This window comes from Stenotrophomonas sp. NRRL B-14846, assembly GCF_050473585.1.
Lineage (GTDB): Bacteria > Pseudomonadota > Gammaproteobacteria > Xanthomonadales > Xanthomonadaceae > Stenotrophomonas.
In genome coordinates, this window is record NZ_JBFLUN010000023.1 from 370,387 (window position 1) to 390,700 (window position 20,314).

Here is a 20,314-nt window from a genome sequence, read left to right on the forward strand (position 1 = left end):
GCCAGAAGCACGCAGGAAAGGACATGAATCGCAAGGGTGACAAATCGCTGATCGTTGGCTTGGACATCGGCACCTCCAAGGTGGTGGCGCTGGTGGGCGAGTATTCGCCGGGCAACCCGATCGAAGTGATCGGCATCGGCTCGCACGAATCGCGCGGGCTGAAGCGTGGCGTGGTGGTGGACATCGAATCGACCGTGCAGTCGATCCAGCGCGCGGTGGAAGAAGCCGAGCTGATGGCCGGCTGCGAGATCCGCTCGGTGTACGCCTCGATCTCCGGCAACCACGTGCAGTGCAAGAACTCGCCGGGCATCGTGCCGATCCGCGACGGTGAAGTGACCTGGGGCGACCTGGATCGCGTGCTCGACGCGGCCAAGGCGGTGGCGATCCCGGCCGACCAGAAGATCCTGCACGCGATCCCGCGCGAGTACGTGCTGGACGATTCGCAGGAAGGCATCCGCAACCCGGTCGGCATGACCGGCGTTCGCCTGGAAGTGCATGCGCACCTGGTGGTGTGCGCGCAGTCGGCCGCGGCCAACATCAGCAAGTGCGTGCAGCGCTGCGGCCTGCAGGTGGACGACCTGGTGCTGTCCTCGCTGGCCTCCAGCGTGGCGGTGCTGACCGCCGACGAGCGCGAACTGGGCGTGGTGCTGGTCGACATGGGCGCCGGCACCACCGACATCGCCGTGTTCGTGCAGGGCGCGATCTGCCACACCGCCTCGCTGCCGATCGCCGGCGACCACGTGACCAACGACATCGCGCACATGCTGCGCACGCCGACCCCGGAAGCCGAGCAGATCAAGGTGCGCTATGCCTGCGCCCTGGCCCAGCTGGCCACGGCCGAGGAGAGCATCCAGGTGCCGTCGGTGGGCGACCGCCCGCCGCGCCGCATGCCGCGCCATTCGCTGGCGCAGGCGGTGCAGGGTCGTTACGAGGAAATCTTCGAGATGGTGCAGGCCGAACTGCGCCGCTCCGGCTTCGAGGAACTGGTGCGCGCCGGCATGGTGCTGACCGGTGGCGCGTCGAAGATGGAAGGCGTGGTCGAACTGGCCGAGGAAATGCTGCAGATGCCGGTGCGCGTGGGTATCCCGCAGCACGTCACCGGCCTGGGCGAAGTGGTCGGCAACCCGGTGCACGCCACCGGCGTGGGCCTGCTGCTGATGGGCAGCCAGATCGAGCACCCGCGGCGGCCGTCGCTGCCGACCGGACGCGCGGGAAGCATGTTCAAGAAACTCAAGACCTGGTTCCGCGGCGAGTTCTGACGCGGACCCCGTAAACCCGGGCCTCGCCCGGGCGCAACACCCGCAGTACCCGCATCACAACGCAATACCGGCAACACACAACCCACACAGCCGCAACGTCGGCATGCAGCAGGACGGCAGGACGCCCGAATGCCCATGCCAGCCAAAGCGGATACAACGAGGACACGGACATGGCGCATTTTGAACTGATCGAAAAGATGGCACCCAATGCGGTGATCAAGGTGGTTGGCGTGGGCGGCGGCGGCGGCAATGCCGTGGCGCACATGGTCAACTCGGCGGTGGACGGCGTGGAATTCATCACCGCCAACACCGACTCGCAGGCCATCAAGAATTGTGGCGCCAAGCTGCAGCTGCAGCTGGGTACCAACGTGACCAAGGGCCTGGGCGCAGGCGCGAACCCGGAAGTCGGCCGCCAGGCCGCGCTGGAAGACCGTGAGCGCATCATGGACGCGCTGCAGGGCGCCGACATGGTGTTCATCACCGCCGGCATGGGCGGCGGCACCGGCACCGGCGCTGCGCCGGTGGTGGCACAGCTGGCCAAGGAAATGGGCATCCTGACCGTGGCCGTGGTCACCAAGCCGTTCCCGTTCGAAGGCCGTCGCCGCATGCAGGTGGCGCTGAAGGGCATCGAGGAACTGAGCCAGCACTGCGACTCGCTGATCACCATCCCGAACGAGAAGCTGATCACCGTGCTGGGTCGCAACGCGACCATGATCCAGGCCTTCCGCGCTGCCAACGACGTGCTGCAGGGTGCAGTGCAGGGCATCGCTGACCTGATCGTGCGTCCGGGCCTGATCAACGTCGACTTCGCCGACGTGCGCACCGTCATGTCCGAAATGGGCCTGGCGATGATGGGTACCGGCACCGCCCGTGGCGATGACCGCGCCCAGGCCGCTGCCGAATCGGCGATCCAGAACCCGCTGCTGGACGATGTGAACCTGGCCGGCGCCAACGGCATCCTGGTCAACATCACCGCCGGTGCCGACTTCACCATGGCCGAGTTCGACGAGATCGGCCGCACCATCGATGGCTTCGCTTCCGAAGACGCCACCGTGGTGGTCGGCACCGTGCTGGACCCGGACATGCAGGACGAAGTGCGCGTGACCGTGGTGGCCACGGGCCTGAACCGCGTCTCGGCCAGCAAGACCCAGCGTCCGGGCGAGCGTGCGCCGATCAAGCTGGTCCGCAACGCCACCACCGGCCAGCCGGAGTTCGGCGAGTTCGACAACGGCGGCGATGCCGTGTCCAAGGCCGTGGGTGGCATGGGCCTGGGCCTGCGTCGTGCCAGCAGCGATACCGCGGCGGCCTCCGCACCGTCGACCCCGGCCGCTTCGGCCCCGGCGGCGGCGGAACTGCCGAACGATTACCTGGACATCCCGGCCTTCCTGCGCCGCCAGGCGGACTAAGCGGGGCGGCCCGGGGTTGTCCTCCCCGGGTTGCGCCACCATGTCCTGAAAACGCGGGCGCCGGGCCAGGATGGGCCCGGCCGCCCTGCTTCACGCGCTTCCCAGCGGCGTGCCGGTGCGTCCTACCGGTGGCTGCAACTGGCGTTTCAGCCAGGGTAGGGGAGTGCGCGTGTTAATCTAATGTGTCACTTCCGGTCCATCCCCCATGATCCAGCAACGCACCCTCAAGAACACGATCCGCGCCACCGGCGTTGGCCTGCACAGCGGTGACAAGGTCTACATGACCCTGCGCCCGGCACCGGTCAACCATGGCATCGTGTTCCGCCGCGTGGACCTGGACCCGGTCGTGGAAGTGCCGGCCAAGGCCGAGCTGGTCACCGAAGTGACCCTGTGCACCGGCCTGACCTGCAACGACGCCAAGATCCAGACCGTCGAACACCTGATGTCGGCGCTGGCCGGCCTGGGTGTGGACAACATCATCGTTGAACTGTCCTCGGCCGAGCTGCCGATCATGGACGGTTCGGCTGGCCCGTTCGTGTTCCTGCTGCAGTCGGCAGGCATCGTGGAACAGGATGCGCCCAAGCGCTTCATCCGCGTGCTGAAGACCGTGGAAGTGACCGAGGGCGACAAGGTGGCCCGCTTCACCCCGTACGAGGGCTACAAGCTGGGCTTCACCATCCAGTTCGACCACCCGATGATCCCGGCCAAGCAGTCGCGCCAGGAGATCGAGTTCTCGACGCTGGCCTACACCAAGGAAATCTCCCGCGCGCGTACCTTCGGTTTCATGCGCGACCTGGAATACATGCGCGAGCGCAACCTGGGCCTGGGCGGTTCGATGGACAACGCCATCGTGCTGGACGAGTTCCGCGTGCTCAACGAAGACGGCCTGCGCTACGCCGACGAATTCGTGCGCCACAAGATCCTTGACGCCATCGGCGACCTCTACCTGGCCGGTGGCCAGGTGCTGGGCGCCTACGAGGGCTTCAAGTCCGGCCACGCGCTCAACAACAAGCTGGTGCGGGCCCTGATGGCCGACGCCAGCGCCTGGGAATGGGTCAGCTTCGACTCGCCGGCCACCCCGGATCCGGTGGAATACGCCACCCCGGCCTACGCCTGATCCTGTAGGTTGTTGAATTTAAAAATAAAAACGCCGCCTTCCAGGGCGGCGTTGTTGTTTCCGGCGCCGGCGACGCATTCAGCGTGCTTGAGACGCGTCAAGGCCGGTTCAAGGTCACGGTTTTGTGAACCTGTTGGATCGGAAGCCTGAATTTAACGAACTTTTAACTCCAATCTAACGACAGGCCCCCGGATGGCAGCTAGGATGCGACCCGGCCCCCGAAATGTTTCACGCCGTGGTGACACGCGCGACGGGGAGCGGAGCCGGATGCTCCGTTGTCGTCAGGACCGTTTCTTCGGCTTCGAGGGAATGTCCTGCAGGCAAGCCAAGGCGTCGCGTAGCCCTTTGTGCGTGGCGGCTGAAACTGCGTGGGGGCCATTCCGGTTGTCGATCGCTGGGGAGCGTGAGGGAGTGGTGGACGCAGTCTTGATGGTCACCCTGGTGGCCTTCAGCCCGATGGAACGGGCCGCGTCGAGCAACTGGGCTTCGGCAAGCCGCAACTTGGCATGCCAGACCGGGGACTCGACGAGAAAAACGAGGTGTTCCCCGTCCACATTGGCCAGCCGGCAACGGCTGCGCAGAGGTGGCGGCAACTGGGGGCGCAACTGACGGTCCAGCGCGTCGAGCCACAAGGCACGCCGTAGCGGGTTCCCGCTTTTGTCCGCCATCACCGCATCCAGCGCCGGTTTCGGCACTGACGCGGGGCGAACGCTGGATTTCGGCTCAGACATGAAAACTCACTGATGGCATTCAAAAAGATCGTAATCAAAACGCGTGAAGGACAGGCCAAGGCGTCGCCGATCGCGCGTTTGCGGTTCTATTTCGAGGACCGCCCCCGCGCCCTGCTGGGCAGCGTGCTCGGGGTAGGCTGCATTATCGGCCTTGCCGGCGGCATTGGCGCCAGTGCGCTGAATGATTCGCGCCTGCAGGCCAAGGTCGATCGCCAGGACGCGGAGCTGGCCAAGGTCAAGCGCGATGCGCAGACCCAGGTCAACGCGCTGGCCGCCCGTCTCGGCGAGCTGCAGGCCCAGGCCACCCGCCTCAACGCCCTTGGCGAACGGCTGACCCAGATGGGCAAGCTGGAAGACGGCGAGTTCGACTTCAACGAGACCCCCGGTCTCGGTGACGGCGACGCCGGCGGCCCGACCAGCGACATCCCGGTCAAGGACGTCAACGCCGACTTACAGGTGCTGGAGCAGCGCTTCGCTGCTTCAGGCCGCCAGTTGTCGGTGATGGAATCGCTGATGTTCGACCACCAGCTGCAGCAGAACGCCGTGCCATCGCGCATGCCGATCCGCAACAGCTACGTGACCTCCGGCTTCGGCACCCGTGCCGACCCGTTCGGCCGCGGTGCCGCCACCCACAAGGGCATGGACTTCCACGCCAAGGTCGGTGACCCGGTGATGGCCGTCGCCGAAGGCGTGGTCAGCTTCGCCGGCGTGAAGGGCGGCTACGGCAACGTGGTGGACGTCGACCACGGTAACGGCTACGTCACCCGCTACGCGCACAATTCGCGCCTGGTGGTGAAGGCCGGTGACCTGGTCCGTGCCGGCCAGGAAGTGGCCAAGGCCGGTTCCACCGGGCGTTCGACCGGTGCCCACGTGCACTTCGAAGTGTGGGAAAACGGCAACGTGGTCAACCCGCGCAAGTTCCTCGGCGACGGCGGCAATACGCCGGTCGGCCGGATCAGCCGCGGCTGATGCCCGGGTCGGATCCCTTCCGCGCCGCGGACGGGCTCTGACCCGATGCGGTTGATCTGGTAGTGCCGGCCGCTGGCCGGCAATTCCTTTGAGGGGCCCGAACGAGGTTGCCGGCCAGCGGCCGGCACTACCCCACGGGGTTGAAACCCCTCGCGGCCGTCCCAAGCTACAATGGGTGTTGCCATCGACAGGGCGCCAGGCGCCCTGTTTCGTTTGCGGCGGACGGATCCCAAGGGGGAGGCCGGGCGTCGTGTCCATCCAACCCGGTTCCTTCAATGATCAACAGCCTGCTTACCCGCGTATTTGGCAGTCGTAACGAACGACAGCTGCGCCAGCTCAACCGCATCGTCGCCAAGATCAATGCGCTGGAGTCGGAGATCGAGAAGCTTTCCGACGAGCAGCTTCAGGCCAAGACGCCGGAGTTCAAGCAGCGCATCGCCGATGGTGAAGCCCTGGACAAGGTGCTGCCGGAAGCGTTCGCGGTCTGCCGCGAAGCCGGTCGCCGCGTGCTGGGCATGCGCCACTACGACGTGCAGCTGATCGGCGGCATGGTGCTTCACCTGGGCAAGATCGCAGAAATGCGCACCGGTGAAGGCAAGACCCTGGTGGCGACCCTGCCGGTGTACCTCAACGCGCTGGAAGGCAAGGGCGTGCACGTGGTCACCGTGAACGACTACCTGGCCCGCCGCGATGCCGCACAGATGGGCAAGCTGTACAACTGGCTGGGCCTGAGCGTGGGCGTGGTGTACCCGGGCATGCCGCACAGCGACAAGCGCGAAGCCTACGCGGCCGACATCACCTACGGCACCAACAACGAATTCGGTTTCGACTACCTGCGCGACAACATGGCGCTGTCCAAGGCCGACCGCTACCAGCGCGGCCTGCACTACGCCATCGTCGACGAAGTCGACTCCATCCTGATCGACGAAGCGCGTACCCCGCTGATCATCTCCGGCCCGGCCGATGATTCCCCGGAGCTGTACATCCGCGTCAACCGCGTCGTGCCGCACCTGGTCAAGCAGGAAGCGGAAGACGGCGAAGGCGATTTCTGGGTGGACGAGAAGGGCAAGCAGGTGCACCTGTCCGAAGCGGGCATGGAGCACGCCGAGCAGTTGCTGGTCGACGCCGGCATCCTCGACGGCGAGACCGAAGGCCTGTACGCGGCGCAGAACCTGACCGTGGTCCACCACCTCAATGCCGCCCTGCGCGCGCACGCGATCTACCAGCGTGACGTGGACTACATCGTGCGCGACGGCGAAGTGGTCATCGTCGACGAGTTCACCGGCCGTACCCTGGCCGGCCGCCGCTGGTCCGACGGCCTGCACCAGGCGGTGGAAGCGAAGGAAGGCGTGCCGGTCCAGCGCGAGAACCAGACGCTGGCGAGCATCACCTTCCAGAACCTGTTCCGCATGTACAAGAAGCTGTCCGGCATGACCGGTACGGCCGATACCGAAGCGTTCGAGTTCCAGAGCATCTACGGCCTGGAAGTGGTGGTGATCCCGACCAACCGCCCGACCATCCGCAAGGACAGCCCGGACCAGGTGTTCCTCAACCGCAAGGGCAAGTTCAATGCGGTGCTGGCCGACATCGAAGAGTGCGCCAAGCGCGGCCAGCCGGTGCTGGTGGGTACCACCTCGATCGAAACCTCGGAAATGCTGTCCGAGCACCTGAGCAAGGCCGGCGTGAAGCACGAAGTGCTCAACGCCAAGCAGCATGACCGCGAAGCGACCATCGTCGCCAACGCTGGCCGCCCGGCCGCGGTGACCATCGCCACCAACATGGCCGGCCGTGGTACTGACATCGTGCTGGGTGGCTCGCTGGAAGCCGAGATCCACGCCCTGGGCGAGGACGCGACCGACGAGCAGAAGGCGGCGGTCAAGGCCGAATGGCAGAAGCGCCACGATGCAGTGAAGGCCGCGGGCGGCCTGCACATCGTCGGCACCGAGCGCCATGAATCGCGCCGTATCGACAACCAGCTGCGTGGCCGTTCGGGCCGCCAGGGTGACCCGGGTTCGTCCCGCTTCTACCTGTCGCTGGAAGACAACCTGATGCGCATCTTCGCCTCCGACTGGGTGCAGAAGGCCATGCGCATGATGGGCATGAAGGAAGACGACGTCATCGAGGACCGCCTGGTCAGCCGCCAGATCGAGAAGGCGCAGCGCAAGGTCGAGGCCCACAACTTCGACATCCGCAAGAACCTGCTGGACTTCGACGACGTCAACAACGACCAGCGCAAGGTGATCTACGCCCAGCGCGACGAGCTGCTGGATGCCGAGTCGGTGAAGGCGAATGTCGATGGCATCCGCGACGACGTGATCTTCGACATCGTTGCGCGCTTCGTGCCGCCGAACTCGATCGACGAGCAGTGGGACCTGCGCGGCCTGGAAGCGACCCTGGAGTCGGACTTCGGCCTGCAGATGTCGCTGACCGACCTGGTCAAGGAACATGAAGAGCTGGACGCCGAGGCCATCGCCACCAAGGTCCAGGAGCGCGTCAACCAGCACTTCGCCGAGAAGGAAGCCGGCCTGGGCGAAGAGACCATGCGCGCGCTGGAGAAGCACGTGATGCTGACCGTGCTGGACCAGAGCTGGAAGGAGCACCTGGCGCGCATGGATTACCTGCGCCAGGGCATCTACCTGCGTGGTTACGCGCAGAAGCAGCCGAAGCAGGAATACAAGAAGGAAGCCTTCGAGCTGTTCTCGGACATGCTGGAGAACGTCAAGCGCGAAGTGGTGACCCTGCTGGCCCGCGTGCGTATCCGCAGCGACGAGGAAGTGCAGGCCCTGGAAGCGGCCGAGCGCCAGCAGGTGCAGGCGCGCCTGAGCCAGTCGCAGTTCCAGCACCAGGATGCGGGCGGCTACAGCGCCGACGAGGAAGCCGCGCAGGTCGAAGCCGCCCAGCAGGGCGTGGCCACGCTGCAGCGCGACGAGCCGAAGATCGGCCGCAACGATCCGTGCCCGTGCGGCAGTGGCAAGAAGTACAAGCACTGCCACGGCCAGCTGAGCTGACCCCGAAAGGCCCCGCGCAAGCGGGGCTTTTCTTTCATGGCGGCTGTTTCGCGGGGCTGATCCGGCCGGATCCGAGATTGCGTGGCCCGCCCTGTTCTGGGCATGCTTCCCCCATGCCTTCCCCCACCCGATCGATCCACGTCGTGGCCGCCGTCATCACCGACGCCCGTGGCCGCGTGCTGCTCAACCGCCGTACCGAGAACCGCGACATGGCCGGCCTGTGGGAGTTCCCCGGCGGCAAGCGCGAATCCGGCGAGACCTCCGAACAGGCGCTGGTGCGTGAACTGCGCGAAGAGCTGGGCATCGAGGCCGATGTCGGGCCCTGGCTGATGGACGTGCCGCAGCGCTATCCGGACAAGCACCTGACCCTGGAAGTGCGCCACGTGCGCAGCTGGAAGGGCACACCGCGCGGGCGCGAAGGCCAGGCGATCACCTGGGTGGCGCAGGACAAGTTGGGCCGCTATTCGATGCCGCCGGCCGACCTGCCGGTGGTGGCCGCACTGCGCCAACCGGACCGCTACCTGATCACGCCGGCGCCGGCCGACGATGCCGGCGGCGTGCAGCACTGGCATGACCGGCTGCAGCAGGCAGTGGCGGCCGGCCAGCAGCGCATCCAGCTGCGCCTGCCGCCGGAACATCCGCAGCGGCAGGCCATGATCGAACAGGCCGTGCGCGCGCATCGCCGCGGCGTGCAGTGGCTGCTGAACCGTGATATCGCGTTGGCACGCGCACTGGGCGTGGGCGTGCACCTGGGCAGCGAGCAATTGCTGGCCCTGCAGGAACGGCCCTTGCCGGAAGGGCAGCTGGTCGCCGCGTCCTGCCACGATCTGGAGCAGCTGCAGGCAGCGCAGCGGCTGGGCTGCGACTTCGCGGTGCTCGGCCCGGTGCAGGCCACGGCCAGCCATCCCGAAGCGGCGCCGCTGGGCTGGGAGGCCTTCGCCGCACTGCGCGCGCAGGTGTCGCTGCCGATCTACGCGTTGGGCGGCATGGCCGCTGGCCACATCGCCGAAGCGCGCCGGCATGGCGGGCAGGGCATCGCTGCGATTCGCGGGTTGTGGCCAGCGTAACGCCGCGCACGCGGGGTCGCGCGCGGGGTCAGATCCCTGCGCAGCAGGGCTCTGACCCCATGGCCGGGATCCGACCCCTCCCGATCACAGCGTGATCCAGAAACACCCGTATTGCCGCCGCAACCCCAGCACGGTCGAAGCGCGCGACACGCTGCCGGGCAAGGTCTGCTCCAGGCGCAGGCCGACCGGATGCCGTGCCGCTGGCGGCTCAGGGTCGGATCCCTGCGCCGCAGGGCTCTGACCCTCCTCCTGCGAGGACGCCAGCCCCTGTGACGGATACACCGGCACCACGTCCACCAGCGGCCGTCGTGCCAGCGATTCGAGTTGACCGAGGATGCGCTGCGCGCCCGCATCGGAGACCGCACCCCACAGGTACAGCGAGGACAGCCGGTTCACATCGTTGCTGACGATGCCGGTGCGCAGTGCCTCCACCAGCTCGCTCAGGCGCCGTGGGCAGCGCGCACCCAGGGTGTCGCGCGGCAGGGTGCTGCCGGTGGGCGCGGGCGGTGGCAATCGCGATCGGGCGCCGACGCTGTCGCAGGGGCGGTCGGTATACACGCTCTGTCCCTGCGCGTCGGTGCAGCGGTTCAGGCGTGGGGACTGCGCATGGACCACGCTCGATGCCGAACACAACGACAGCAGCAACAGCAGGAAGGAAAACCGTTTCATCGGCGCAGGGTAGCGCCGATCGCGGTGGCATGGCGTGCTTTCAGCCGTGCAGCAGCTTCAACACCGAGGTGGTCGGCTTGGCCAGGTTCAAGGTGTAGAAGTGCAGGCCCGGCGCGCCGCCCTCGATCAGGCGCTGGCACAGTTTGGCCACCACTTCGGTACCGAACGCCCGCACCGATTCGGCATCATCGCCATAGGCCTGCATCTTGCGGCTGATCCAGCGCGGGATTTCCGCACCGCACTGCTCGGAGAAGCGGCGCAGCTGGCTGAAGTTGGCGATCGGCATGATGCCGGGTGTGATCGGTACCTGCACGCCGAGCCGGCGCACCGCATCGACGAAGTGGAAGTACGCATCCGGGTTGTAGAAATACTGGGTGATCGCCGCGTCGGCGCCGGCATCGATCTTGGCCTTGAAGTGCTTGAGGTCGGCCAGTGCATCGGAGGCCTGTGGATGGGTCTCCGGGTAGGCACCGACTTCGATGCGGAAGGCGTCGCCGTGTTCGGCGCGGATGAAGTCGATCAGCTCGGCGGCGTAGCGCATGTCGCCGGGGAACCCCATGCCGGAGGGCAGGTCGCCGCGCAGCGCGACCAGGCGATGGCAGCCGATGGCGCGGTACAGCTTGAGCAGTTCGCGGATTTCCTGGCGGGTGCCGCCGACACAGGACAGGTGCGGTGCAGCCTCGAAGCCATGGTGCTGGTTGAGGTGGCGCACGGTCTCGGAGGTATAGCTCAGGGTCGAGCCACCGGCGCCGAAGGTACAGGACACGTATTCGGGGCCGTAGTCCTTCAGCCTGGCCGCGGCGCGGTCCAGCTGGCTGCGCTGTTCGTCGGTCTTGGGCGGATAGAACTCGAAGCTGATGGCAGTCATGGCACGGGCGGCGGCGGCGGGTGCGGATCAGTATATCGCTTCATCAAGATGGATGTGCGATTGAGGTGTGAGGGCAGGTCATCCGTGGTGCGCGACCGTTCGCCCTGCTGACCGGCCGCTGCTCCGGAATCGCAACCCGGATGCCGCGGCCGGCGGCACGCTTATCCCATCCCGGCACCACCCACCTGATGAAGGAGCAGACGATGAAGATCTTCCTGGCACTCTGGTACGCAATGAAGGCCCTGGCCCGGCTGGCGATGATCGGCATGGCGATGGCCGTGCTCGGCTCCGGTTCCGCGCATGCCGCCACCGGCTCGACCGCTGGCAGGGTGCAGGTCGAGGTGGTCGGCAAGGGCCGACCGCTGCTGATGATCCCCGGCCTCAACAGCAGCGCCGAGGTCTGGCGCGAGACCTGCCTGGCCCTGAAGGATGTGCAGTGCCACCTCGTGCAGCTGCCGGGCTTTGCCGGCGCGGCAGCGGCCGATCCGCGCCCGGTCGACTTCCTGCCGGCGATGCGTGGGCAGCTGCTGGCCTACCTGCACGACCAGCACCTGGGCCCGGTGGTGGTGGTCGGCCACAGCCTCGGTGGCCTGCTGGGCCTGCAGATGGCGCAGGCCGAGCCGAAGGCGGTCAGCGCGCTGGTGGTGGTCGACGCCCTGCCATTCCTGCCGGCTGCGCGTGACCCCAAGGCCACCACTGACAGCGTGCGGCCGGTGGCCGACCAGCTGCGCAAGGGCATGCTGGCCGCCGACGCCGCGCAATGGCAGGCGCAGTTGAAGGCGGGCCTGCCGGGCATGACCCGCGATCCGCAGCGCCAGGCCGAACTGGGCCGCTGGGGCGAAGGCAGCGACCGCCAGACCACGGCCGATGCCATGCATGCGGTGATGACCACCGACCTGCGCAACAGCATCGCTTCGATCACCGCGCCGACGCTGGTGCTCGGCAGCTGGGCCGGCTACCAGCCGATGGGTGGCACCGAGGACGGCACCCGGGCGGTGTTCCAGGCCCAGTACGCGAAACTGCAGGGCGTGCAGATCGCGATGAGCGCGCAGGGTTTCCACTTCCTGATGTGGGATGATCCGCGCTGGTTGCAGGAACAGGTGCAGCGTTTCCTCGCCGCGCATCCCTGACCCTTGTCCGCCCTCCTGCCACCACCGAGAGCCCGCATGGACGCCACCACGCCTTCCCGCCGTTTCTGGACGCTCAATGCACTGGCATGGGCCGGCTATGCGATGTACGGGCTGTGGGTGGGAATGCGGATCGGTGGCGGCGTGGTGTTCAGTGGCATCGTGCTGATCACCGTCAGCGTGGCGGTCTCACTCTGGTTGTGCAGCGGCGCGTTGCGTTCGGTTGCACTGCGCCAGCGCTGGTGGGAGGGGAGCCTGGGCAGCCTGGTGCTGAAACTGGCCGCCGGCGTGGTGGTCGGGGCCAGCGTCGCGCAGGCGGTAACGGCGGCGCTGCTGCTGCCGGCACTGGCGCTGGGCTGGGTGCAGCTGCCTGGTGGCCATGCCGATTACCAGTGGTCTTCGGTGCTGGTGTACTGGATGAACACCGCGCTGTTCCTGCTGATGTGGACCGGGTTGTGGGCGGGCCTGCACGGCCTGCGGCGGGCGCGCCACAGTGAGCTGGCCCGGCTGCGCGCCGAGGCCGAACGCAGCGCGCTGGAGCGCGATGCGCTGCGTGCGCGGCTCAACCCGCACTTCATGTTCAATGCGCTGAACAACCTGCGTGCGCTGATCCTGGAAGACCCGGAACGTGCGCGCGACATGGTCACCCGCTTGTCGCGCACGCTGCGCCAGGCGCTGGCCCACAACCGCAGCGAGCAGGTCACGCTGGCCGAGGAACTGGCGGTGGTCGACGATTACCTGGCCATCGAGGCGGTCCATTTCGAACAGCGCCTGCAGGTGCGGCAGCAGATCGATGCCGATGCCACACAGGCACAGCTGCCGGCGATGGCGTTGCAGTTGCTGGTGGAGAACGCGATCAAGCACGGCATCGCCAGCCGCCCCGGCGGCGGCGAGGTGCTGATCCGCGCCTCGCTGGACAATGACGTGCTGCGCCTGCAGGTGGACAATCCACTGGCCAGCGCCAGCGAGCCCACCCAAGGGCACGGCGTCGGCCTGGCCTACCTGCGTGCACAGCTCGGTACGCAAGGTCGTTTCACCCTGCAGCCGGTCGGCGACCGCATGCAGGCCCTGCTGGAGATTCCGCAATGAATGGCGTGCTGCGCGTGTTGATCGTTGATGATGCGCGGCTGGCGCGGCAGGAGCTGCGCACGCTGTTGTCGGCGCTGCCGTGGGTGCAGTGCGTGGGCGAGGCCGACGATGTGCCGGCCGCGCGCGAGGCGATCGCCACACTGGCCCCGGACCTGGTGCTGCTGGATGTGCAGATGCCCTCCGGCAGCGGTTTCGACGTGCTGGACGGCCTCGAGACGGTGCCGGCCGTGGTCTTCGTCACCGCCTACGACACCTACGCGGTGCGCGCGTTCCAGGCCAATGCGCTGGATTATCTGGTGAAGCCGGTGGAAGCGCCGCGGCTGCTGGAAGCGCTCGAGCGGGCGCGGCAGCGCGAGGCGGTGGCGGCCGACGTGCCGGAATCGCGCGGCACGCTGGGCGCGCAGGACCAGGTGTTCGTGCGCGAGGGCGAACGCTGCTGGTTCGTGGCGGTCTCGGAGATCCGCCGGCTGGTGGTGGATGGCAACTACACGCGGCTGTGGTTCCGCGACCAGAACGCCTTGCTGACCCGCAGCCTGAGCGCGCTGGAGGCACGCCTGCCCCCGGAACTGTTCTTCCGTGCCAACCGCAACACGCTGGTCAACCTGCGCCGCATCCGTGGCGTGACGCCGAGCATCGGCGATGGTTATGACCTGGCGCTGGATGACGGCAGCGAGGTGGAAGTGTCGCGGCGGCAGGCGCGCGAACTGCGCGAGCGGATGGCGTTGTAGCTGCCGCTACAGCTCGGCACTGACCGGGCTGGTGAGGAAGCCCCACAACAACCGCGCCATCACGGCGGGCGAACGTGCCTGCTTGCGCGCATAGGCGAGCAGTGCATCCAGCCGCGGGCGGTCGTAGAGATGACCGGCCAGCAGCACCGCATGCACGCGGCGGGTACTGGCGGTGTCGTGCAGCGGGTTGCCATCGAGCAGCACCAGATCGGCCACCTTGCCGACCTCGACACTGCCATGCGATGCCTGCAGGTCAAGATGGCGCGCAGCCTGCAGCGTGGCAGCACGCAATACGTCGGCCTGGCTCAGGCCGGCTTGCCGCAGCCACTGCAGTTCATCGTGGAAGCGGAGGCCGCCCAGCCCGGTATCGGTGCCGACCAGCACGGTGACGCCGGCGCGATGCGCGGCGCCGGTCAACGCCAGCCCGTGCTCGAAGTAGGCTTTCAATGCGTCTTCGCCGCGCAGGCCGGGGTAGCGCGCTACGGTGGCCTGCAGGTCATCACGCCACGCCCAGCGTGAAAGCGGATCGAGATAGGCCAGGCGCGGATCGTCGACGAAGGCTGGGTCGCGTGCGCGCGCGTCTTCCTCGCGGGTGACGTGCGTCGGCACGAACGCGGCACCGCTGGCCTGCATCACACCGAACGCCTCGTTGCAGAGCGCGGGCTGGTAGCCGCCGACCATGCGTTCGGCCAGCGCGGTTGGATCCTCGCTGTCGAGCGTGCCGCCGCGCCACGCCGCCGCGTTGTCGAAGCAGTGGCGTACGAATAGATGGGCATGCTCGAAGCTGCGCTGGCCTGCCTGCACCGCGTCTTCCAGAGGCACGGCCTTGGGCAGGTGGCCGACCAGCGGGCGACGCAGCTGCTGCGCCTCGGTGGCCAGCCGCTGGTAGGTATCCGCACGTAGCCGGTTGTAGACCTTCAACGCATCAACACCACGCGCGCTGTACGTGCGTGCACGCTCGGCGGCGGCCCCCGGCGCGAGTGTCGGATCTTCGAAGTAGAAACTGGCGATCTGCACGAAGCGCGGTGCAACGTGCTGCCCTGCAATGGCCTGTGCGGTCCAGCGGCGCTTGTCGGCCACGCAGGCGATCAGCGGATCAGTGGCTTGCGGGCAGTCCATCATGTCGCGGGTAGCGGTGATGCCGTTGGCCAGCATCAGCGGGAACTGCAGTTGCGGCGACACCTGCAGTGCATGGGTGTGCATGTCCCAGAAACCGGGCAGCAGCCACCGGCCACCGGCATCAAGAACGGGCATTGTGGTGTCCCGTGGCACTTCGCCAATGGCGGTGATCGTGCCATTGCGCACTGTTACCGTGGTCGGTTCACTGACGTGGCCGCGCTCGACATCCACCACGCGGGCATTGACGATCACGCGGCTGTTGCCCGGCTCGGGCAACGGCGGTGCCGACAGCGGCCAGAGCAGGGCGGCGGCGAACAGCAATGGCGGCGCCAGCAGGAGGATGGCCAGGGCGATCGGCCATCGCCGACGGCGGGTGGAACGGGGCAACGCGCGTGCTGCATCCATGAGCCGGCGATCCTTGCATTGGGTCGCCTGCAGAGTGCTGCAAGCCGGACGCGGGCGCCAGTGACCATCGGCATCCGGCCCTGCCTGCCTCCGGGGCGGTTACCCTGTGCGGTGGAACTCCTGACCACGCCATGCCATGTCCATCGTCCTCACCGATTTCGCCCGTCCCCGCCTGTTCCCGCGCGTGCCGCGCGGCAACACCATCCAGGACTGCACTGCCGAGCAGTTCGAGGCACACCTCAATGCACACGCGCCGTTGAAGGTGGTCGACGGCTACGCGCCGTTCTGCAAGTTGTTCGTCTACGAGAACTGGACCAGCACGCGCTGCCTGACGGTGCCGGTCACCGAGGCCAACCGCCACCAGCTGCGCAGCGGCTACGAAGCGCGCAACCGCGAGGAACTGCCGGTACTGGTGCGCTGGTTCGAGGGCGTGGAATCGCCGCGTGCGAACTACCTGGTGGTGATCCTGTACAGCGCCGAGCAGCTGGCCAGGGAAGGTTCGCCGATCGAGGCCGACTGGGGCATCGTCGGCTGCATCTATACCGCCGAACCGGAAGAAGTGCCGATGGCGCCGATCACCATGATGCGCAATGCGCTGGGCGTGGAGGAAGGCGGTTCCGGCGTGCCACTGGATCGGGAGGCCTACCAGCGCTCGGTGGTGTTCTGGGAGAACAACGCCAACTGGCGGCCGTGATCCGACAGTGTGAACGTGCCGGTTGCGCACCGCGCTACCATGGCAGCACAACGATGCACGGAGCGCGGATGATGCTGGGACGGGTGATGCGATGGAGTGCACTGCTGGTGGTGCTGCTTGCCGGCGGTGGGTGCTCGCCGGGGTACGATGCCGGCGCCGCCTGTGGGAGCCTGGCCGAGCTGGCGCCGGTCCGCGATGCCGGTGTCGAGCAGTTGCGGGCTTCGCAGGACGGCGGACGCTGCATCTTCCGCGCGCAGGGGCGCGATGCGGCAGCGTTGCAGCGCCAGCAGCGCATGCTGGATGCCCTCTCCGTCATCGCGTGTGGCCAGCCTGCGCAGGTACAGCAGGTCGCGGGCGCGGCGGGGTTCGAACTGCAGATGCCGCCGCGTTGCCCGCTCTCGGCCCGCAGCTCGCTGTTCATCCAGGACGACCCACGCTGGACGCTTGATCGTCCGTCGATGCCGGATTACCCGGCGGCCGCGCATGCCGACAAGCAGGAAGGTACTGTTCACCTGCACCTTCTGTTGGACGACGAGGGGCGCGTCAAGGCGGCCATCGTGGCCACGTCCAGCGGCCACCCGTTGCTTGATGAAGCGGCGGGCAAGGCCGCGCTGGGATGGCGATCGAAGCGGGAGTGGTGGGCGTTCAGCGCCACGCGCATGAGCCTGGTGCGGACGACGGTGGCGTTCTCAGGCGGCTAGCGGACCGATGCCGGAGTCAGGGCTATCCACTCCCACCACGGGTAGTGGTACTCGCGGTCGATGGCCCGCCAATGCTGGCCGCACTGTTCGCATGCAACGATGTGGCAATCCCCCCAGCCGCCTTCGGCTTCTTCCACCGAGCGCAGCTGCATCTGGCCCTGTTCAACCAGACGACGCGGATCGAAGAACGGGTAGCTGGGATTGAGTGCGCAGAGGCACCCCTCGCGCGCGTGCCAGTAATGCAGCCGACGCAGGGCCGCCTTCAGATGCGCCTGGTTGCTGATCAGCATGCCGCCGAGCGCGACGCCCTGGCAGCGTTGTTCAATCAGTTCCGCGTATGCGGCCAATGCATCCAGCGAGGGCGCGCTGAACAGCCGTGCGACCGTGCGTGCGGCGTCGCTGATGCGCGTGCCGTCGCGCGACAACAGGTCCTGCAGCAGCACGTCGGCCTGTGCATCGTCGAGCCGGGGTATCGGCGCTGCAGACCACGGCCAGCGCATCAGCGTGATTTGCCGATGGCAGCGTAGTGGCCGGCGGTGAGCCGCAGCAGATCGGCCGGTGCCAGTTCCACCTCGAGGCCGCGGCGCCCGGCGCTGACATGCAGCGCGGGCAGCACTTCGGCACTGGCGTCCAGGAAGGTTCGCAGGCGCTTCTTCTGCCCCAGTGGGCTGATGCCACCGACCAGATAGCCGGTCGCGCGTTGCGCGGCATCGGCGGCGGCCATCTCGCACTTCTTGCAGCCGGCGGCTTCGGCCAGCGCCTTCAGGTCGAGCTGGCCGGCGACCGGCACGATTGCCACCAGCAGTTCGTGTGCTTCAGTGCTGGCCAGCAGGGTCTTGAACACTTGGGCCGGGTCGAGGCCGAGCTTGTCGACGGCTTCGCCGCCATAGGATTCGGCGTGGGCGTCGTGCACGTAGCTGCGCACGGTGTGGGCGATCTTCTCGCGCTTGAGCAGGTTGATGGCCGGGGTCATGGGGGCATCCTAGCGCGGGGCAGGGGTGTTGCCTTGACCGAGACTCGCGCATCAACGCAGAACGGGCGCCCGAAGGCGCCCGTCCCGGTTGCGATCGTCGGCATCCAGGATCAGCGCGACATCGACTGCTGCGTCTGAATCTGTTCCTGGGTCTGTCGCTGCGACAGTTCGTTGTCCAGCGCCTGGCTCTGCCGCGTGCTGTCCTGCAGCGTGTGGTTCACCGCCTGCGACAGGTCGACGTAAGTGCGGTGCATGGCGGGATCGCCAAGCTGACCCTGCACTGCGAACACCCCCTGGTTGTCCGGCCGCGCCAGCACGGTATCGACCTGGCTCATGCCGGCCAACTTGGACTCGTAGGCCACCTGGCCTGCGGCGTTCTCGAGCTCGCTGCGGTCATTGAACAGCGGCGCCAGGCCACCCTGGCGGCGTTGTTCTTCCAGCGTTTCCAGCTTTTCCACGACCTGCTGGTAACGCGGGTTGTCGGCGTGGCCGGGGGTGGCCATGGTCGGTTCGGCGGCCTGCTGTTGCTGTTGCGCGATGGCCTTGTCGAGCGCACCCAGTGTGGTGGCGCCGACCTTGCCATCGACGGTGAGCTGGTGCTCACGCTGGAACTGCTTGACCGCTTCCAGGGTGCCGGGCCCGAAATCGCTATCGGCCACCAGCGGCTTTCCGTCCTTGCCCAGATAGCCCAGGTCGGCCAGCTTCTGCTGCATCGCCTGCACCTCATCGCCCCTGGCGCCGCTGACCAGTACGCCGCTGCTGCCGGGCGCGCCGGGCGACCCGTGCGAGGGGGCATGGGTGGGGGTGATGCCCAGCTGGGTCATGGCCCGGTCGAAGCGCTCATCGCGGCTGGTCACCGCGGCCGGCGACTGGATGCCGTACTTGGTGGCATCGACGAAGTTCTGCACGTCGCCACGGGTCGGCGGATTGCCGGCCTGGACGGTACCGCCCTGCAGCTTTTCCGCGTTGCCGGCCAGATAGTTGATGAACTGCGGGCCCATGCTGCCGAACTGGTTGTCATAGTCGGCCATGGCCAGCTGCAGTTCGGGGTTGGCCGCGATGGCATCGGCGGCGGCCGGGTTGGTGGCACGCACCTTGGCGATGGCTTCATCGACGCGCTCGATGGCGCTGTCCAGCTTGTCGTTGGTGAGCTGGTCCATCTTCGCCTGCGGAATGGCCTGCAACTTGGCGTCAAGCGCCGCCAGCTGCTGGGTGCTCAAACCGCCCTGCTGGGACAGCAGTTCGATGTCAGCTGCGGTGAAGCCGTTGTCGCGCAGGAAGCGCCTGGCCTGTGGATTGCCGCCGACATCGAACTGCACCAGCCCGAACGAGTAGGTGCTTGCGCCTTTCTGCGCGTATGAGAAGTGGTCCAGGTGGCGGGTGTTGCCGCCCAGCTCCGTGTTGAGGAACAGCGTGGACAGCTGTTCGCGGGTAAGGGTGGAATCCTTTGCCATGGTCATCGTCCTTCAATGAGGGAAAAAGCGCCGGGCGCACCCAGCGGATGTCAGCCGGCGCAGTGCTGCTGGGTGAAGCCGAGCAGCTGGCGGACGGCCTGGGTGCCGTAGGCGGCCGGTGCCGGTTCCAGGGCGAACTGGCCGACCATCTGGTTGTTGCACAGCTGCACGTTGCGCTTGCCGGCGGTGGTTTCCTGGATGCAGTTGGCCGCCAGCACGGCGTTGGGGCCACCGCCCATGTTGGTGGCGGCCGTGCAGCCCAGCAGGCGGCCTTCCTGGCCGTTTTCTCCCAGCAGCGTGTTGAAGTTCGCCAGCTGGTTGTTGGGATCGCGCAGCACCAGCAGGTCCACGCACTGCTGCTGGCCATCGGGCACTTCGCAGGCGTCCTGGTCGACCAGGCCGTCGCGCGTGGCCGACAGCACCCTGAGGCGATCGGCAAATACCTGTTGCAGGCAGTGCGCGTCACCGCACAGGTCGCGCGTGTGCTGGATCCAGCGCTGCTGCTCGGCCTGCAGCTTGTCCTTGCCGGCGGCATCGAGGGTGTCGCGTGCGGAGGCTTCGGCCTTGGCCAGCTCGCCTTCCTGCTGCAACAGGGCGGGGTCGTTGCAGATCAGGGTCTGTACCTGCGATGCCCCCGCGGCGCAGGCAGTGCTGCTGCCCGTGGCCGCTGCCGGGGTGCTGGTTGCCTTGCCGTCGGCACTGGCCTGTCCACTGGCCGCTGCCGGCGCGCTGGCAGCGGCATCGCTGCCAGGCGGGCTGCAGGCGGCCAGCAGGGCCACCCAGCACAGAATCATCAGGGGCTTCATCGCCCGGGTCACTCGGTCATTGTTGCGCGGCATGTCCTGTCCTTTGGTGTCTGCGTCCCGGCGCATGGCCTGCAGTTGGCAGTCCATGGGGGCATAGAGACTAGCAAGCGGCTTCTTAGGGCTC

19 protein-coding genes are annotated in these 20,314 nt (G+C 67.4%); 11 read left to right on the plus strand and 8 right to left on the minus strand.

Going from position 1 to position 20,314, the window contains the following annotated elements; translation table 11 throughout:
* Nucleotides 1-23: 23 nt before the first annotated feature.
* From ftsA to lpxC, 3 genes are all read left to right on the plus strand, one after another.
* Nucleotides 24-1,259 carry a cell division protein FtsA gene (ftsA, locus tag AB1281_RS23475; protein ID WP_005408083.1) on the plus strand — a complete coding sequence of 412 codons (1,236 nt, stop codon included), beginning with the start codon at nucleotides 24-26 and terminating at the stop codon, nucleotides 1,257-1,259.
* Between the two features lie 170 nt (nucleotides 1,260-1,429).
* On the plus strand, nucleotides 1,430-2,665 hold the full coding sequence (ftsZ, locus tag AB1281_RS23480; RefSeq protein WP_430347186.1) for a cell division protein FtsZ: 1,236 nt from the start codon (nucleotides 1,430-1,432) through the stop codon (nucleotides 2,663-2,665).
* Between the two features lie 205 nt (nucleotides 2,666-2,870).
* Nucleotides 2,871-3,782, plus strand: a complete 912-nt coding sequence (gene lpxC, locus AB1281_RS23485) for a UDP-3-O-acyl-N-acetylglucosamine deacetylase (protein ID WP_008267619.1) — start codon at nucleotides 2,871-2,873, stop codon at nucleotides 3,780-3,782.
* Nucleotides 3,783-4,063: 281 nt separating this feature from the next.
* On the opposite strand, the gene AB1281_RS23490 is transcribed toward lpxC, so the two are convergent.
* Complete coding sequence (locus AB1281_RS23490) at nucleotides 4,064-4,513, minus strand: DUF721 domain-containing protein (RefSeq protein ID WP_014035989.1); 450 nt, start codon at nucleotides 4,511-4,513, stop codon at nucleotides 4,064-4,066.
* 12 nt (nucleotides 4,514-4,525) lie between these two features.
* Between AB1281_RS23490 and AB1281_RS23495 the strand changes: the two genes are divergently transcribed.
* The 3 genes from AB1281_RS23495 (at nucleotide 4,526) to AB1281_RS23505 (ending at nucleotide 9,557) form a co-directional block, all read left to right on the plus strand.
* A complete protein-coding gene (locus AB1281_RS23495) occupies nucleotides 4,526-5,482 on the plus strand; it encodes a M23 family metallopeptidase (protein ID WP_049443148.1) in 957 nt (318 codons plus the stop codon).
* A 275-nt stretch (nucleotides 5,483-5,757) separates the two neighbouring features.
* Entirely contained in the window at nucleotides 5,758-8,490 is a 2,733-nt protein-coding gene (gene secA, locus AB1281_RS23500) for a preprotein translocase subunit SecA (RefSeq protein ID WP_430347187.1), read from the plus strand.
* Between the two features lie 113 nt (nucleotides 8,491-8,603).
* Nucleotides 8,604-9,557 carry a Nudix family hydrolase gene (locus AB1281_RS23505; RefSeq protein ID WP_430347188.1) on the plus strand — a complete coding sequence of 318 codons (954 nt, stop codon included), beginning with the start codon at nucleotides 8,604-8,606 and terminating at the stop codon, nucleotides 9,555-9,557.
* 84 nt (nucleotides 9,558-9,641) lie between these two features.
* Here the strand turns inward: AB1281_RS23505 and AB1281_RS23510 are convergent, their stop codons facing one another.
* Together AB1281_RS23510 and metF are read right to left on the minus strand one after the other, a co-directional pair.
* Complete coding sequence (locus tag AB1281_RS23510) at nucleotides 9,642-10,226, minus strand: DUF4124 domain-containing protein (RefSeq protein WP_430347189.1); 585 nt, start codon at nucleotides 10,224-10,226, stop codon at nucleotides 9,642-9,644.
* A 40-nt stretch (nucleotides 10,227-10,266) separates the two neighbouring features.
* A complete protein-coding gene (gene metF / locus AB1281_RS23515) occupies nucleotides 10,267-11,094 on the minus strand; it encodes a methylenetetrahydrofolate reductase [NAD(P)H] (protein WP_075675359.1) in 828 nt (275 codons plus the stop codon).
* A gap of 203 nt (nucleotides 11,095-11,297) precedes the next feature.
* On the opposite strand from metF, the gene AB1281_RS23520 reads away from it, so the two are divergent.
* From AB1281_RS23520 to AB1281_RS23530, 3 genes are read left to right on the plus strand one after another with little or no spacing between them, the layout of a single operon-like run.
* Nucleotides 11,298-12,224 carry an alpha/beta fold hydrolase gene (locus tag AB1281_RS23520; RefSeq protein WP_430347190.1) on the plus strand — a complete coding sequence of 309 codons (927 nt, stop codon included), beginning with the start codon at nucleotides 11,298-11,300 and terminating at the stop codon, nucleotides 12,222-12,224.
* 36 nt (nucleotides 12,225-12,260) lie between these two features.
* A complete protein-coding gene (locus AB1281_RS23525; protein WP_430347191.1) occupies nucleotides 12,261-13,310 on the plus strand; it encodes a sensor histidine kinase in 1,050 nt (349 codons plus the stop codon).
* Complete coding sequence (locus tag AB1281_RS23530; protein WP_430347192.1) at nucleotides 13,307-14,038, plus strand: LytR/AlgR family response regulator transcription factor; 732 nt, start codon at nucleotides 13,307-13,309, stop codon at nucleotides 14,036-14,038. Before AB1281_RS23525 ends, AB1281_RS23530 begins: the two co-directional genes overlap by 4 nt.
* Before the next feature lie 6 nt (nucleotides 14,039-14,044).
* Here the strand turns inward: AB1281_RS23530 and AB1281_RS23535 are convergent, their stop codons facing one another.
* On the minus strand, nucleotides 14,045-15,562 hold the full coding sequence (locus AB1281_RS23535) for an amidohydrolase family protein (protein WP_430347193.1): 1,518 nt from the start codon (nucleotides 15,560-15,562) through the stop codon (nucleotides 14,045-14,047).
* A gap of 136 nt (nucleotides 15,563-15,698) precedes the next feature.
* On the opposite strand from AB1281_RS23535, the gene AB1281_RS23540 reads away from it, so the two are divergent.
* A complete protein-coding gene (locus AB1281_RS23540; RefSeq protein ID WP_430347194.1) occupies nucleotides 15,699-16,256 on the plus strand; it encodes a DUF3228 family protein in 558 nt (185 codons plus the stop codon).
* A 107-nt stretch (nucleotides 16,257-16,363) separates the two neighbouring features.
* On the plus strand, nucleotides 16,364-16,957 hold the full coding sequence (locus AB1281_RS23545; RefSeq protein WP_430347195.1) for an energy transducer TonB: 594 nt from the start codon (nucleotides 16,364-16,366) through the stop codon (nucleotides 16,955-16,957).
* Here the strand turns inward: AB1281_RS23545 and AB1281_RS23550 are convergent.
* The 4 genes from AB1281_RS23550 to AB1281_RS23565 all read right to left on the minus strand — a co-directional run bounded on the left by AB1281_RS23550 (nucleotide 16,954) and on the right by AB1281_RS23565 (nucleotide 20,223).
* On the minus strand, nucleotides 16,954-17,457 hold the full coding sequence (locus AB1281_RS23550; RefSeq protein ID WP_430347196.1) for a hypothetical protein: 504 nt from the start codon (nucleotides 17,455-17,457) through the stop codon (nucleotides 16,954-16,956). The genes AB1281_RS23545 and AB1281_RS23550 overlap by 4 nt on opposite strands.
* Nucleotides 17,457-17,930, minus strand: coding sequence for a Cys-tRNA(Pro) deacylase (ybaK, locus tag AB1281_RS23555; protein WP_430347197.1), 474 nt, complete (start codon nucleotides 17,928-17,930; stop codon nucleotides 17,457-17,459). Before ybaK ends, AB1281_RS23550 begins: the two co-directional genes overlap by 1 nt.
* A 110-nt stretch (nucleotides 17,931-18,040) precedes the next feature.
* Nucleotides 18,041-19,384, minus strand: coding sequence for an XVIPCD domain-containing protein (locus AB1281_RS23560; RefSeq protein WP_430347198.1), 1,344 nt, complete (start codon nucleotides 19,382-19,384; stop codon nucleotides 18,041-18,043).
* 50 nt (nucleotides 19,385-19,434) lie between these two features.
* Complete coding sequence (locus tag AB1281_RS23565; protein ID WP_430347199.1) at nucleotides 19,435-20,223, minus strand: lysozyme inhibitor LprI family protein; 789 nt, start codon at nucleotides 20,221-20,223, stop codon at nucleotides 19,435-19,437.
* Between the last annotated feature and the right edge of the window lie 91 nt (nucleotides 20,224-20,314).